Raw genomic sequence first — 14546 nt, forward strand, 5'->3', positions numbered from 1 at the left:
GCATGGGCAACACCGCATAGAATCTCGCCATGCTGGAAACCCTGCACGCCTGGTGGGATGCCTTCCTGTCCATCCCGCACCTGAACCGCTGGCTCACCGCCGCCTGGCTGCTCTACCTGATCCCGCTGTGCGGCTGGATCGTGCTGCAGAAGCGCGAGCCGGTCGCCACCCTCAGCTGGGTGCTGTCGCTGTCGCTGCTGCCCTACATCGGCTACCTGATCTACTTCCTGCTGGGGCCGCAGAAGATCAAGCGCCAGCAGCTGCGCCGGCACCAGTCACGCACGGGAATGGATACCTACGAGACGTTCTGCCCGGTCGATGAGGGCTGCACCGAACTGGCGATGCTGGCCCAGACCACCACCGGCCTGCCGCCGTCCACCGCCACCTCGGTGCAGTTGCTGGTGGACGGCTCGGCGACCTACGAAGCCATCCTGGACGCGGTCCGCCAGGCCACCAACCACATCCATCTGGAGTACTACATCTACAACCCGGATCGCTGCGGCCAGCGCCTGCTGGAAGCGTTGATCGCCAAGGCGCGGGAAGGGGTGAAGGTGCGGCTGCTGCTGGACGCGGTCGGCTCCTCGCAGGTGGGTCGGCGCTTCCTCCAGCCGCTGCACGAGGCCGGCGGCGAGAGCGCCTGGTTCCACCCGACCCGGTTCCGGCCATTCACCCGTCCCTGGGTCAACCTGCGCACCCACCGCAAGATCGTGGTGGTCGACGGCCGCATCGCCTTCACCGGCGGCATCAACATCACCGACGAGGAAGACGAATCGCTGCGCCCCGATGCCTACCGGGATCTGCACCTGCGGATGGAAGGCGACGTGGTGCGCAGCGTGCAGCAGGTGTTCGTCGAGGATTGGGTGTACGCCACCGGCCAGAAGCGCAAGGACTTCCAGGGCACGCGCCTGTGGCATGCGACCGACAACGGCATCGAGGGCGGCATCGCGGCGCAGACCCTGGTATCGGGACCGGATTCGTCCTGGGAGCCGATCCACCGCACCTACGTGTCCGCCATCCACGAAGCGAAGTCGCGGGTATGGCTGGTGACGCCCTATTTCGTCCCCGGCGAGGCGGCGCGGATGGCGTTGACCTCGGCGGCGCTGGGCGGACTGGACGTGCGCCTGCTGGTGCCGCGGATGAGCGACTCACGGCTGGTCACCTACGCCGCGCGTTCCTATTTCGATGAACTGCTGGCCGCCGGCGTGAAGGTCTACGAATACGGGCCGCGCATGATGCACAGCAAGGCGCTGCTGTGCGACGACAACCTGGCCCTGATCGGCAGCGCCAACTTCGATCACCGCAGCTTCCGGCTGAATTTCGAGATCTCGATGCTGTTCCGCGACCGCGGCCTGGCCGGCCAGTTGGCGCAGTTGCTGGAGGGTGAATTCGCATCCTCGAGGCCGGTCAGCCCGGAACGTCGGCGGTCATTGTGGCGGCACCGCCTGCCGGAGGCGCTGGCGCGACTGACCTCCCCGCTGTTGTGATCCGCAACGCTTCACGCCATCGCCGGGCGTTGTAAACTCCCGCCATCCAGGGGAGGGACGGTCATGCACTGGCTCTATCTATTGTTCGCCGCCGGCGCGCTGGTGCTGTCCATGCGCACCACGTCCACCGCATTGATGGTGGTCGGCCTGATCGCGTCGCTGGGCCTGTTCGTCGCATGGATCGTCGGCTGGTACGCCGCACGGATGGGCGACAGCCAGCGCGACGAATCGCACATGATCGACCCCACCGAACTGCGTCGCCTGCGCGAATTGGCCGAGGCGCGCAAGCAGGGCACGGTGCCGCCGCCAGGACCACCACCGCTGTGAGAGGCGAACCTTGTTCCGCAGGGAAGCCGGCATGAGCCTCCTGAGCGTCAACGTCAACAAGATCGCGGTGCTGCGCAATTCGCGCGGCGGCAGCGAGCCGGATGTCGTGCGCGCCGCCCGCGCCTGCCTGTATGCCGGCGCGCATGGCATCACCGTGCATCCGCGGCCCGACCAGCGCCACATCCGCGCCGATGATGTCCACGGACTGGCCGAGCTGACCCGCGAAAGCCAGGTGGAGCTCAACCTGGAAGGCAACCCGTTCGCGCCGCCGCGCGAGGGCTATCCGGGTTTCCTGGCCCTGTGCGAACAGGCGCGTCCGGCCCAGGCGACCCTGGTTCCCGACAGCGACGGCCAGATCACTTCCGACCACGGTTTCGATTTCGATCGTGACGGCGAGCGCCTGCGGCCGCTCGTCGCCGAGCTGAAATCCTACGGCTGCCGCGTGAGCGTGTTCGTCGACGCCGGTTGTTCTTCCCTGGAAAAGGCGGCCGCCATCGGCGCCGACCGCATCGAGATCTATACCGGACCGTTCGCCGAGGCGATGGCCGCCGGCGACGCGGAGGCGGAACTGGCGCACTGCATCCAGACGGCGCGCCTGGCGCGCTCGCTGGGCATGGGAGTCAATGCCGGCCACGATCTCAGCCAGGCCAACCTGCAGGAATTCCTGGAAGCCGTGCCCGGCGTCCTCGAAGTCTCCATCGGCCACGCCCTGATCGGCGAGGCGCTGTACGCGGGCCTGCACCGCACGGTGCAGAACTACCTAGCCATCCTCGAATCGGTACGCGCGGCACAGGCGAAGCACTGAGGTTCGCCTGGCCGTTTCACGGCAACCGCCCGCGAATCAGCGCTCCCCGCGCCAGGACACCTGCTCGATCCCGCTGGCACGGACTTCGGCCAGGGCGGTAACCACTTGCTGATAGTCCGCATCGGGCGAAGCGCTCAAGGTCAGCACCGTCTTCGGGTCGCTGCGCAGCGCATCGTCCAGGCGCACGCGCAGATCCCGCGCCGAAAGCGGACGATCGTCCAGCCGCAACGTGCCATCGGCGGCGACATCCAGACTGAGGATGCTGGGTTTGTCGGGCGAGGGCGTATCCCTACCCTGTGGCAGGGACAGGTCCAGTGGCCGCGAGAGCAGCGGAGCCGTCACCATGAAGATGATCAGCAGGACCAGCATGACATCGACCAACGGGGTGACATTCATCTCCGCCAGGGCGGAGGGACGTGCGGTTGCGGAGAAAGCCATGGCGTACTCCTTTCGCGTCGGGTCGACTCCACGCTACGCCTGCCTGTTGCCTCCTGGCAAGAGGGTGGGAAAGCGCCGTGGAGCGACGTCAGTCGCGACCGGGAAGCTTGGTTGGTTGTGGAGCCAACCCCATGCGGGCGAAAGGACGCCGTGAGCAGATGCTGGATTCCGGTCGCGACTGACGTCGCTCCTACAAGGACTAGCTTCCGCGGAGAACGGCCAAAAAAAACGCCGCCCGAAGGCGGCGTTCAACAGGTTTGCGTCTATGCGTACTACTGCACGAAACCGATTTTCTGCATCTGAGCGTTCTTGGCCGCGGCCAGTACTTTCGCCATCACGTCGTACTGGGCGTCCGGGTTCGCGTCGATGCGCAGTTCCGGCTGGTTGGTCGGATCACGCTGGATCTCCTGCTCCATGCGCTGCTGCAGATCGCGCACGTTGACAGGCGAGTTGTTCCAGTAAACCGAGCCACCCGCATCGATGCGCAGATCGATCGGCGGCGGCGGTTCCTTCAACTGCGGCGGCGGGTTGATCACGCGCTGCGGCAGGGCCACGTCGATCGGGTAGGTCATGATCGGCGCGGTCACGATGAAGATGATCAACAGCACCAGCATCACGTCCACGAGGGGCGTGACGTTGATGTCGGCCATGGGGCCCTTGCTTCCACCACTACTGAATGCCATGGCTTACTGACCCTTCTCTTTGGTGGCAACGTAGCCGATGTCCAGCATGCCCTGGCCCTGCGCGATCTTCGTCACCTCGGTGATCGTGCGCATCTTGGTGGTGCGATCACCACGCAGATTGAGCTTGGGCTGCGGCTGCAGCTGCGCCGTACTGGACAGACGCGACTCAAGGATTTCCTTGCCGATCTTCTCGTCGTTCCAATACAGCGAACCGTCTTCCTTCACCGAGATGGTGATCGGCGGAACCGGCGGAGCCTTCTTGTCCTCTTCGTTCTGCACGAGGTTGGCCTCGGGCAGTTCGATCTTCACCTTATGCGACATCAGCGGCGCGGTGATGATGAAGATGATCAGCAGCACCAACATCACGTCCACGAGGGGCGTGACGTTGATCTCGGCCATCGGGCCACTGCTATTACCACTACTGAAAGCCATTTTCGGGCTCCGTCAATGCTAGTCGATGTGCGTGGGACTGCTGTTGCCTGCGGCTTAGCGGACGCGCGAGCCGGTGGCGAAGAAGTCGTGCAGATCGTGGGCGAACGTATCGAACTTGGAGATGGTCGAGCTGTTCGTCTTGCTGAAGAAGTTGTAGGCGAACACGGCCGGGATGGCGACGAACAGACCGATGGCGGTCATGATCAGCGCTTCACCCACCGGGCCGGCAACGGCGTCGATCGAAGCCTGGCCGGTGGCGCCGATGCGGATCAGGGCGCCGTAGATGCCCCACACCGTACCCAGCAGACCCACGAACGGGGCGGTCGCACCGACGGTGGCGAGCAGGGTCATGCCGCTCTGGAGCTTGGCGCTTTCGCGGGTGACGGCCTGGCGCAGGGCGCGGTCGACGAACTCGGAACGGCTCAGGGCTTCACCCAGACCGGCGCTGGAACCTTCGGCGCGCTGGTGGTGGGCGGCGGCCTGGGCGGCGTCCAGGGCGATCTTGGAGAACGGCTCGTTCTTCGGCTGTTCTTCCATCAGGCGGATGGCGTCCTGCGCGTTCGGGGTTTCCCAGAAGGTGCTGACGACGCGGTCGGCCTGGCCCTTCAGGCGCACGCTCTTGAGCGAGTTGATGACGGTCCAGTACCAGGACATGGCCGACATCGCGACCAGGATGAGCAGCACTGCCCAGGAGACGGCGTACTCGCCGGGCTTTTGCACCATTTCGGTGATCAGGTGCTCGAAGCCCATGTTGGTGAGGGCACTCGCGGCGTTGTTGCCCCCGGCTGCGGCGGCGATGATGGTTTCCTGCAGCATGACGCTTACCTTTATTTAAGAGTGTTGATTGAGGGTGTTGCGGGTGACGAAACGGATGGAGTAACTCGCGAGGGGCGGCCGATCAGCCGCCCATCTTGAAGTCGACCGGGACGCGGACGCGGCCGGCGGCCTTCTGGCCGTTGACGACGGACGGATTGAAGCGCCACTTGCGGGCGGCTTCCATCGCCGCGCGGTCCAGGTCGCGGTTGCGGCTGGACTTCTCGACGGAGACGTTGGTGACGTTGCCACTGGCGTCCACGTCGATGATCAGGATGACCGTGCCTTCGATACCGGCGCGGGCGGCCGACGGTGGGTAGCGCGGCGGGTTCATGTTCTTGGACGAGATGTCCACGCTGGCGCCGATGTCGGCGACCGGAGCCGGCGGCGCCGGGGGAGCCGGCGGCTGGTAGACGTCGGTCGGACGCGGCTCGGACACTTCGACCGGCGGCGCTTCCGGCGGCGGCGGCAGCGGAGTCTGCTTCGGCGGCGCCAGGTTCTTGACCGGCGGCGGCGGCGTGTCCTGCTTGGGCGGCGGCGGCGGCGGCGGCGGCGGGGGAGGCGGTGCGTCAACGATCACCACGGAGGTACGTTGCGTTTCTTCCTTTTCCGCCGGCGGAGCCACAGCCGGAATGAGGAGCAGCAGCAGCGCGGCCGCGTGCAACGCGATCACGAAGGCAATGCCGATGATCCGGGGCCAGTTGAGGCTCTTGTCCTCTTCCTCTTCCCGATACCTATTGATGACCAGTTGTTCAGCCATGCGCCAATGAACTCAAGGTTGGTGCGGGACGCCGCAACGTCCGCGTCGTATTGGTTTCCCCCACCTGACTTTTGGCAGGGGGAACTCTCAGCTTATACCATTCCGTGGTGCCAAAACCATCGTTTTTTCGATGTTTCTGGCCGTCGGTTTATTGGTTTCCCGTTAGGGCAGGGCCAGGATTTTCTTGGCGTCCTCGGGCTTCTTCAGACCCTTGTCCAGTGCGGACTTGGCGGCCTGCTTGGCCTCCGGGATCCGGTTTTCCTGCCACAGCACGCGCGCCAGGTTCAGGTAGGTTTCGCCGTTGGGCGACTGCGGCGCGGCCTTCTTCCAGGCCTCGATGGCCTGCGGGATCTGCTCGGAGTAGTAGTAGGACTGGGCCAGCGCCAACTGGGTCTGGTAGTCGTCCTTCAGGACGCCTTTCTGCAGGCCTTCGTTGATGACGGCGATGACGTCCTTTTCGCGGCCGTCCATGTTCGCGTACATGCTGTACAGCTGGCGATACTCGCGATCGTCGGTGAGCTGGCCGGAAGCGCGCAGCTTCTCCAGCACGCCGGCGGCCTGGTCGGTCTTGTCGGCCTGCAGGTAGACCGAGGCCAGGTTCATCTGCGCCTTCTTGTCGGTCGGGCTCTTGGCGGCCAGCTGTTCGGCGAGCTTGACGGCGGCGTCGTTCTGGCCGGCTTCGGCATAGCTGGCCATCAGGATCTGCAGCCATTCGTTCTTCGGTTCCGGCGAGCCTTCCACGGCCTGCTTCAGGAACGGAATCGCGTCGGCGTAGCGCTCGGCGCGATACAGGATGTTGCCCTTGACCACCAGTTCCTCGGGCTTCTGCGACTTGGTCTCGGCGAAGAACTTGTCCATCGTCGCCAGCGCTTCGTTGAACTGGTCGTCCTGCATCTGCAGTTGGGCCAGGAAGAACATCGTCTGGTAGTGGTTGTTGTTGTCCAGGCCGTTGAACTCCAGGACCTTGTTCGCATAGTCCTTGGCCAGCTTGGCATCATCCTTGCCGTAGGCGGCCTGCGCACCGATCTGCGCGGCGACCGACTTGTCGTAGGCGTTGGCCTTGTCGCTGGCGATGATCTCGTTGACGAGCGTCATCGTCTCGTCTTCGTTGTTTTCCTTCTCGTAGGCCTTGAACAGCTTGTTGAGCTGGTTCTGCATCTTGGCCGACGCCTTTTCCTTCGGCTCCTGGCGGGTCGCTTCGGGATACCTGATTTCGACCTTTTCCTTCTTCTGCCGGCGCATCGAACTGCTGTCATCGCGGTTCATCTGGGCAACGGCATCGGCGGCAACCCCTGCGCCCAGCAGGCCGATGATGGCGAAGGAAAGCAGGGCGTGTCTGGACTTGCGATGCAGCATGGGGGTCACCTCAAAGCGGACGGCAGAAGTCTATCGGGGGCGGTCGGATCCTTCCGGGGCCGGAAAAGCTATCAGAAACTTCGGTGAAACAGGTAAGGTTTTTGTTGCTGCAGGGCAGCAATACCCTGGCGTTCTCAGCCGCAGCGGGGGATGTTTCCGGCCTTGCGGGCGGCTTCATAGGTGGGGACCAGCGCCGGGGCATCGCGCTGGAGTTCGCGGATGCGGTTGGTCGGGTCCGGGTGGGTGGAGAGCCACTGCGGCGGCCTTCCGCCGCCAGCGGCCATCATGTTTTCCCACAGATTGACCGCCTGGCGGGGGTCGAAGCCGGCCTGGGCCATCAGCCGCTGGCCGACCACGTCCGCCTCGCTTTCCTGGGTGCGGGAATTGGGCAGCAGGATCAGGCCCTGCGCGCCCAGGCTGCCGAACTGGCTGACCGCATCCATGCCGGTCTGGCCGTATTTGGCGCCGGCCAGCGCGCCAAGGATGCTCAGGCCCGTCTGCGTGCCCATCTGGCGCGTGATGCGCTCCTCGTGGTGGCGACTGATGACATGGCCGATTTCATGCCCCAGCACCGCGGCGAGCTGGTCCTGGTTCCTGGCGACCGTGAAGATGCCGGTGTTCACCCCGACCTTGCCGCCCGGCAGGGCGAAGGCATTGGGTTCCTTGTCGACGAATACCGCCGTTTCCCACGCAACCGAGCGCTGCGCGGGCGGCAGCTGGCGCACCAGCGCGTTGACCACGCAGGTGACATAGGCGTTCTGCTTCGCGTCGCGGTTGGCGGGTTCCTTGGCCTTGGTCTCGGCGAAGGCCTGGGCGCCCAGCTGATCCAGCTGCTGCTGCGAAATGCCGCCCACCACCTGGGTGCGGCCGGTGGGCGAGGTGGTGGTGGCGCAGGCGACCAGCAAAGTCGCGACGGCGGCGGCGAGCAACCAGGGTTTCATGGCAGTGCACTCCAGTGCGGAACCGCGTTTAGTGTCGGCAAGGCCGTCTTAACATTCCGTCAACCGGGCGCGGCGGTCAGCCACCGGCCAGCTGCATGGCCCCCAGGGCCAGGGCGTTGTTCAGCGCATGGGCGGCGATGGGCGCCCAGAGCGTGCCCGTGCGCCGATACAGCCAGGCGAAGGCCACGCCCATGCCGGCATAAACGACCAGCAGCAGTGTCGTGGCCGCCGCGCCGTTGCCGTTGAGTCCGGGCGCTTCGTGCGCGAGCGCGAAGGCGCAGCCACTGAGGATCATGCCCAGCACCGGATATCCGGCCTGCCACATGCCGCCGAACAGCACGCGCCGGAACAGCAGTTCCTCGTACAGCGGCGCCAGCAGCACCGCGAACGCCATCATGAAATAGGGATGGTGTTGGGAGAGGTCCTGGATCGGCGCCAGGTTGCTGGGATTCGGCGGCACCCCCATCCGTTCTCCCAGCCAGCTCGCCAGGCTGCTGGACAGGAACGTCAGCACCGCCACGCCGACCACCGCGACCCAGGTGCCGGTCCGGCGCGCCGCCCATTGCGAATGCCGGCGTTCCTGCGCGCTGGCGGGACGTCGCCAGAAGTACAGCAGCAAGGCGGCGCTGCCCATCGAGAACAGCGCGATCAGGATCTGCACGACCGCGTCGGGCCTTTCGAGCGCGGCCGTGATTTCAGCTTGCTCGGCGCCCGCGGCAGCCAACTGGATGGCACGCGCGACGCCCCAGAGAACGCCGGCGCCCAGCATCAGCACGACGGTGATGACGAGCGCCAGCGCGGTGTCGGCGCAGAAGCCGGCAAGGGCCGAACGCAGCGGCCGCAATGGCGGCGGCGAAGACAGCCCTGTTTCCGGCGCGTCCGGCATCGGATCAGACGTCGAGGTTGGCGACCTTCAGCGCGTTGGCTTCGATGAAGTCGCGGCGCGGCTCCACCACGTCACCCATCAACGTGCTGAAGATCTGGTCGGCGGCCACCACGTCCTCGATGCGCACCTGCAGCAGGCGACGGGTATCCGGATTGACCGTGGTATCCCACAACTGCTCGGGGTTCATTTCACCGAGGCCCTTGAAGCGCTGGATGCTGCGGCCCTTCTTCGCTTCCTCCAGCAGCCAGGCCTGCGCCTGGGCGAAACCTTCGATCGCCTGGGTCTTGTTGCCGCGCACGATGGTCGCGCCTTCGCGGACCAGGCCATGCAGCAGATCCGCCGCTTCGCGCAGCGCGCGCAGTTCGCCGGTTTCGAACACCGACAGCGGCAGCACCTGGGTCAGTTCCTCGCCCATGTGCCGGCGGGTGGACAGCAACGCGGCCGGACGCTGTTCGTTGGCCGACTGCAGGTGCAGCGAATAGCGCGGACTGCCCAGGCGGCCCCGGTTGAGCTTGGCTTCCAACGCGTCGAGATCGGCACGCTGGTCCTGGTTGCGCTCGGCGAAAGCGGCATCCAGCGCCGGCGCGTCGATCAGCGCTTCGAGCAGCTGCGAATCGAAGCGGTGCGCATTGCGCGCAATCGCTTCGCGCGCGTTGGCGTAGGCGAGCAGCAGCTTCTCCAGCGCTTCGCCGGCGATCGGCGGTTCGCCGTCGGCCGGGATCAGCGAAGCGCCTTCCACCGCGCTGTTGGCGAGATAGACATTCAGTGCCGCGTCGTCCTTCAGGTACAGCTCCTGCTTGCCCTGCTTGAGCTTGTACAGCGGCGGCAGGCCGATGTAGACGTGGCCGCGCTCGATCAGTTCCGGCATCTGCCGGTAGAAGAACGTCAGCAGCAGCGTGCGGATGTGGGATCCGTCCACGTCGGCGTCGGTCATGATGATGATGCGGTGGTAGCGCAGCTTGTCCGGGTTGTATTCGTCCTTGCCGATGCCGGTGCCCAGCGCGGTGATCAGCGTGCCCACTTCGGCCGAGGACAGCATGCGATCGAAGCGCGCGCGTTCCACGTTGAGGATCTTGCCGCGCAGCGGCAGCACCGCCTGGTTCTTGCGGTTGCGGCCCTGCTTGGCGGAGCCGCCTGCCGAGTCACCCTCGACGATGAACAGTTCCGACAGCGCCGGATCCTTCTCCTGGCAGTCGGCCAGCTTGCCGGGCAGGCCGGCGATGTCCAGCGCGCCCTTGCGGCGGGTCAGTTCGCGGGCCTTGCGCGCGGCTTCGCGGGCGCGGGCGGCGTCGACGACCTTTTCCGCGATGGCGCGGGCCTCGTTCGGGTGTTCCTGCAGGAACTCCTCCAAACGTGCACCGAACGCGGCCTCAACGGCTGGCTTCACGTCGGAACTGACCAGTTTCTCCTTGGTCTGCGAGGAGAAGCTGGGATCTGGCACCTTCACCGACAGCACCGCGATCATGCCTTCGCGCATGTCGTCGCCGGACAGGTTGACCTTGGCCTGCTTGGCGATGCCGTTCTGTTCGATGTAGTTGCTGAGGGTGCGGGTCAGCGCCGCGCGGAAACCCGCGAGGTGGGTGCCGCCGTCCTTCTGCGGGATGTTGTTGGTGAAGCAGAACATCGTTTCCTGGTAGGCGTCGGTCCACTGCAGGGCGACGTCCACGGTGATGCCGTTGGTTTCTCCGGTCACCGAGATGACGTTCGGGTGCAGCGGGGTCTTCAGCTGGGCCAGGTGCTCGACGAAGCTGCGGATGCCGCCTTCGTACTGGAACACGTCCTGGCGGCCTTCGCCGCGCTCGTCGATCAGGGTGATCTTCACGCCCGAATTGAGGAACGACAGTTCGCGCAGGCGGCGGGCCAGGATGTCGTAGTGGAACTCGACATCGGTGAAGATTTCCGCCGACGGCCAGAACCGGGTCAGGGTGCCGCGCTTGTTCGAGGCTTCCAGCTGCCTCAGCGGATACACCGGCTCACCGAGGTGGTATTCCTGCTCGTGGTGGAAGCCATCGCGCCAGATATCGAGGGTGAGCTTGTTCGACAGTGCGTTGACCACCGACACGCCGACACCATGCAGGCCGCCGGAAACCTTGTAGCTGTTGTCGTCGAACTTACCGCCGGCGTGCAGCACGGTCATGATGACTTCGGCCGCCGAAACGCCTTCTTCCTTGTGGATGTCGACCGGAATGCCGCGGCCGTTGTCGGACACCGAAACCGAGCCGTCCTCGTGGATCTTCACGATCACGTCGTCGGCATGGCCCGCCAGGGCTTCGTCGATCGAGTTGTCGACGACTTCGAACACCATGTGGTGCAGGCCGGTACCGTCGTGCACGTCGCCGATGTACATGCCGGGCCGCTTGCGGACCGCTTCCAGGCCCCGAAGGACGGTGATTTTGCTGGAGTCGTAATTGCCGTTCGGTGCAGGAATCGTTTCGTCGGTCATTCGCTTCGTGGTCGGCTGCATAGCCACTGGTGCCGGACCGGGGAACGCCGGGCAGGCACGCAGCTATAGGGATACGAAGCGAAATTATAGCACCCCGGCGGACCCGGCCCCGCCGCGCGGCGGCGTCAGACAGGGGACAGCCGGCCGTGTTCCACGTGGAACCGGGTTGGGTTGACGCCTATTTCCTCCAACGCGGCTGGAGGCTCGGTGCCGGTGATGAAGATCTGGGCACCACTGCCCAGCAGGCGTTCCAGCACGCGGCGTTGGTGTCCGCGGTCCAGTTCGGAAGCCAGGTCGTCCAGGGCGATCACCGGCCACTCGCCGCGCCGCGCCGCATAGTCCTCGGCCTGGGTGAGCAGGCAGGCCAGCGCGGTGAGCTTGGCCTGGCCGCGCGAAAGCGCTTCCCTGGCGGGGCAGGCGGCATAGTCCACCCGCCAGTCGGCGCGATGCGGCCCCACGGAGGTATGGCCGGCCGCGCGATCCCGGTCCCTGGCCAGCAGCAGGGCATCGGCCAGGGACAGTTCGTGTCGGCGCCAGCCGGGTTGGAACTCCAGGGTGGCCCGGCCCAGCCCGGGGACCAATTCGGCCGCCACCCGGCTCAGGCGAGGTTGCAGCTGCTCCAGATATCCGAGCCGCCGCTGGGTCAGCGGTTCACCGGATTCGGCCAGCTCATGGTCCCAGGCGTCCAGCTGGGCGCCGCCGATTCCGGATTTGAGCAGGGCATTGCGCTGCTTCAGGGCGCGGGCATAGCGGCGCCACAGTCCCAGGAAGTCCTGTTCCACGTGGAACAAGCCCCAATCGACGAAGCGCCGGCGGGGCTCCCCGCCCCCGGTGACCAGGGCATGGCTGCCAGGTTCGAAGCTCACCACGGCCAATGCCGCGCAAAGCTCGCCCAGCTGGCCGACCGTCTCGCCATCCAGCCGGCCGGTCCAGACCTGGCCGCTGTGGCGCAGGCCGGCGCGGCGCGGCCGGACGGCCGTGGCTTCCTCCCACTCCACGAAAATCTCGACCGCCTCGCTTCCCGTCCGTACCAACCCGTCCCGGACCCGGCCGCGAAAGCTCCGGCCATAGGCCATCACGTGCAACGCCTCCAGCAGGCTGGTCTTGCCCGCACCGTTGTCCCCGGTCACCAGGTTCAGGCCCGGGCCCGGCTGCAGGCTGGCCTGCTCGAACCGACGCAGCCCTGCCACCGTCAATCGGGTCACATGCACAGGGACACCGCTCCGGCCGGACGGGGGCTGGAAACAGGGAACGAAAACCAGGAAGCCGCCGGTGTTGGCGGAAAGGTGCGGGAGGGCATGCAGGGATCTTACCGGGATCCGGCGCCCCCGATTCCGGGCGGATGCGCAATGGGCGGCCATCGCATCAGGGCCAGACATGCGCGCTCCGGTTGAATCCACCTCGGTAGGGCTTGCCCACGCAGAAGCGGTGCCCACTGGGCGCCTGCATGACCACCCATTCGGCCTGCCGGCTGACCAGGACCGCCCCCAACTGTCCCAGCCGACGGACTTCCAGCGGGATCGAATCCGTCTCCAGGTCCAGATGGACGCGGGGGGCATGGCGGACCTGCTGGAGAATGACCCGCACGTCGTCCGCCGGCGTCCGCAGCCGGATGAAACGGCCTTCCCAATCCCCCGGCAGAGCCAGGCCGAGCGTGGCACTCCAGAACTCCGCCGCAGCTGGGAGATCGTCTGTCCGGCAATCGATGACGAGATTGCCAAGCCTGCTCCGGTGCATGGTGGCCTCCGCTGGACTCTGGAATCGACACCGTAGCGCCCTGGGCTCCCAGGGAATGTCGACGGGACTCCACAACGAAAACGCCCGGCATCAAGCCGGGCGCTGTTCGTGTTCCACGTGAAACAAGATGTCAGAGGCGCAGCGGCATGACCACGTGGCGGGACTTCTCGCTGCTGGCTTCACGCACCAGGGCGGAGGAATTGGCGTCTCGCAGCTGGATGACGACCTGCTCGTCGCGCAGCGCGCTGAGCGCATCCAGCAGATAGTTGACGTTGAAGCCGATGGCCAGTCCGTCCACCTTGGTGTCGGCTTCGATTTCTTCCTGGGCTTCTTCCTGTTCCGGGTTGTGCGCGCTGATCTTCAGCTGGCCGGGCGAAACTTCCACCCGCACGCCGCGGTACTTTTCGTTGGACAGGATCGCCGCGCGTTGCAGCGCCGCGCGCAGGACTTCGCGATCCAGCAGAACCTCGCGATCCGCGCCAATCGGAATCACCGCGGCATAGTCCGGAAAACGGCCATCGATCAGCTTGGACGTGAAGGTGACATCGTCCCGCTTGACCCGGATGTGGCTGCGACCGACTTCCAGTTCCAGCGCCCGATCACCGCCTTCCAGCAGGCGCTGCAGCTCGGTCACGCCCTTGCGCGGCACGATGATCTGGCGCTTGGACAGCGGCGAGCCTTCCAGTTGCGCTTCGCACAGGGCCAGGCGATGGCCGTCGGTGGCCACGCAGCGCAGGGTGCGGTCGGCCAGGTCGAACAGCAGGCCGTTGAGGTAATAGCGCACGTCCTGCTGCGCCATCGCGAACGCGGTGCGCTCGATCAGTTCCTTCAGGGTCGCCTCTGGCACGTCCACGCGCTCGGTCGCCTCGACTTCATCCACCGACGGGAAGTCGTTGGCGGGCAGGGTGGCAAGGGTGAAACGGCTGCGCCCGGCTTGCACGGTGACCTTGTCCGCCGATTGGCTGACGGTGACCTTGCTGCCATCGGGCAGGGCACGCACGATTTCAAACAACTTGCGCGCGGGGATCGTGGTTTCGCCGTCCTGCGCGTCCTCGACCGCGCTGCGCGCAATCATTTCCACTTCCAGATCGGTGCCGGTCAGCGACAGCTGCCCGTTCTGCACCTGCACCAGGAAGTTCGCCAGGACCGGCAGGGTCTGCCGCCGTTCGACCACATTGACCACCTGGGCCAACGGCTTGAGGAATGCTTCGCGCTGAAGGCTGAAACGCATGTCGGTGGGTGCCCCTTGTGCCTTGTGCTTCTAAAAAGAAGGAAAGATCTTAAAAACTGGTGGTGATGGTTTCGCCGATTTCAGTGGGGAACCATCACAAACATTTGAATCACAACGATTTTCCGACAGATCCAACCCCGTGGACAAGCCCCTCGGGAAGGGCACTGAAACCTGTGGATAAATTTTGGCGGAAATTCCAGCCACAGTTTG

At 65.6% G+C, this 14546-nt stretch carries 15 protein-coding genes; 3 read left to right on the plus strand and 12 right to left on the minus strand.

The features are described from left to right. Positions 1 to 29 precede the first annotated feature (29 nt). The 3 genes from cls to IQ458_RS04470 all read left to right on the plus strand — a co-directional run bounded on the left by cls (position 30) and on the right by IQ458_RS04470 (position 2616). Entirely contained in the window at positions 30 to 1484 is a 1455-nt protein-coding gene (gene cls / locus IQ458_RS04460) for a cardiolipin synthase (RefSeq protein WP_183639867.1), read from the plus strand. A gap of 63 nt (positions 1485 to 1547) precedes the next feature. Next, complete coding sequence (locus IQ458_RS04465) at positions 1548 to 1811, plus strand: hypothetical protein (RefSeq protein WP_183639865.1); 264 nt, start codon at positions 1548 to 1550, stop codon at positions 1809 to 1811. 31 nt (positions 1812 to 1842) lie between these two features. Then, entirely contained in the window at positions 1843 to 2616 is a 774-nt protein-coding gene (locus tag IQ458_RS04470) for a pyridoxine 5'-phosphate synthase (RefSeq protein WP_203322052.1), read from the plus strand. 36 nt (positions 2617 to 2652) lie between these two features. Here IQ458_RS04470 and IQ458_RS04475 read toward each other — a convergent pair whose 3' ends face one another. The 12 genes from IQ458_RS04475 to dnaN all read right to left on the minus strand — a co-directional run bounded on the left by IQ458_RS04475 (position 2653) and on the right by dnaN (position 14336). Continuing rightward, a complete protein-coding gene (locus IQ458_RS04475; RefSeq protein WP_183639861.1) occupies positions 2653 to 3054 on the minus strand; it encodes an ExbD/TolR family protein in 402 nt (133 codons plus the stop codon). Positions 3055 to 3326: 272 nt separating this feature from the next. Continuing rightward, on the minus strand, positions 3327 to 3737 hold the full coding sequence (locus tag IQ458_RS04480; protein WP_183639859.1) for an ExbD/TolR family protein: 411 nt from the start codon (positions 3735 to 3737) through the stop codon (positions 3327 to 3329). A 3-nt stretch (positions 3738 to 3740) separates the two neighbouring features. Continuing rightward, positions 3741 to 4169 carry an ExbD/TolR family protein gene (locus IQ458_RS04485; RefSeq protein WP_183639857.1) on the minus strand — a complete coding sequence of 143 codons (429 nt, stop codon included), beginning with the start codon at positions 4167 to 4169 and terminating at the stop codon, positions 3741 to 3743. Positions 4170 to 4223: 54 nt separating this feature from the next. Continuing rightward, the gene (gene exbB, locus IQ458_RS04490) at positions 4224 to 4985 is read right to left on the minus strand and encodes a TonB-system energizer ExbB (RefSeq protein WP_141454935.1); all 762 of its coding nucleotides are present in this window, start codon (positions 4983 to 4985) and stop codon (positions 4224 to 4226) included. Between the two features lie 82 nt (positions 4986 to 5067). Continuing rightward, positions 5068 to 5742 (minus strand): energy transducer TonB, encoded by a 675-nt coding sequence (locus IQ458_RS04495; protein WP_183639854.1) that lies wholly within the window; start codon positions 5740 to 5742, stop codon positions 5068 to 5070. A gap of 162 nt (positions 5743 to 5904) precedes the next feature. Next, complete coding sequence (locus tag IQ458_RS04500; RefSeq protein ID WP_183639852.1) at positions 5905 to 7098, minus strand: tetratricopeptide repeat protein; 1194 nt, start codon at positions 7096 to 7098, stop codon at positions 5905 to 5907. A 134-nt stretch (positions 7099 to 7232) separates the two neighbouring features. Beyond that, the gene (locus IQ458_RS04505; RefSeq protein WP_203322053.1) at positions 7233 to 8039 is read right to left on the minus strand and encodes a M48 family metallopeptidase; all 807 of its coding nucleotides are present in this window, start codon (positions 8037 to 8039) and stop codon (positions 7233 to 7235) included. A 76-nt stretch (positions 8040 to 8115) separates the two neighbouring features. Further along, positions 8116 to 8925 (minus strand): CPBP family intramembrane glutamic endopeptidase, encoded by an 810-nt coding sequence (locus IQ458_RS04510; protein WP_192198276.1) that lies wholly within the window; start codon positions 8923 to 8925, stop codon positions 8116 to 8118. 4 nt (positions 8926 to 8929) lie between these two features. Further along, positions 8930 to 11368, minus strand: a complete 2439-nt coding sequence (gene gyrB, locus IQ458_RS04515) for a DNA topoisomerase (ATP-hydrolyzing) subunit B (RefSeq protein ID WP_183639846.1) — start codon at positions 11366 to 11368, stop codon at positions 8930 to 8932. Between the two features lie 125 nt (positions 11369 to 11493). Then, positions 11494 to 12579, minus strand: a complete 1086-nt coding sequence (recF, locus tag IQ458_RS04520; protein ID WP_203322054.1) for a DNA replication/repair protein RecF — start codon at positions 12577 to 12579, stop codon at positions 11494 to 11496. A gap of 154 nt (positions 12580 to 12733) precedes the next feature. Continuing rightward, positions 12734 to 13105, minus strand: coding sequence for a VOC family protein (locus IQ458_RS04525; protein ID WP_203322055.1), 372 nt, complete (start codon positions 13103 to 13105; stop codon positions 12734 to 12736). A gap of 130 nt (positions 13106 to 13235) precedes the next feature. Continuing rightward, complete coding sequence (gene dnaN, locus IQ458_RS04530; protein ID WP_141454943.1) at positions 13236 to 14336, minus strand: DNA polymerase III subunit beta; 1101 nt, start codon at positions 14334 to 14336, stop codon at positions 13236 to 13238. Positions 14337 to 14546 lie beyond the last annotated feature (210 nt).

Source organism: Pseudoxanthomonas beigongshangi (genome assembly GCF_016820515.1).
Classification (GTDB): domain Bacteria; phylum Pseudomonadota; class Gammaproteobacteria; order Xanthomonadales; family Xanthomonadaceae; genus Pseudoxanthomonas_A; species Pseudoxanthomonas_A beigongshangi.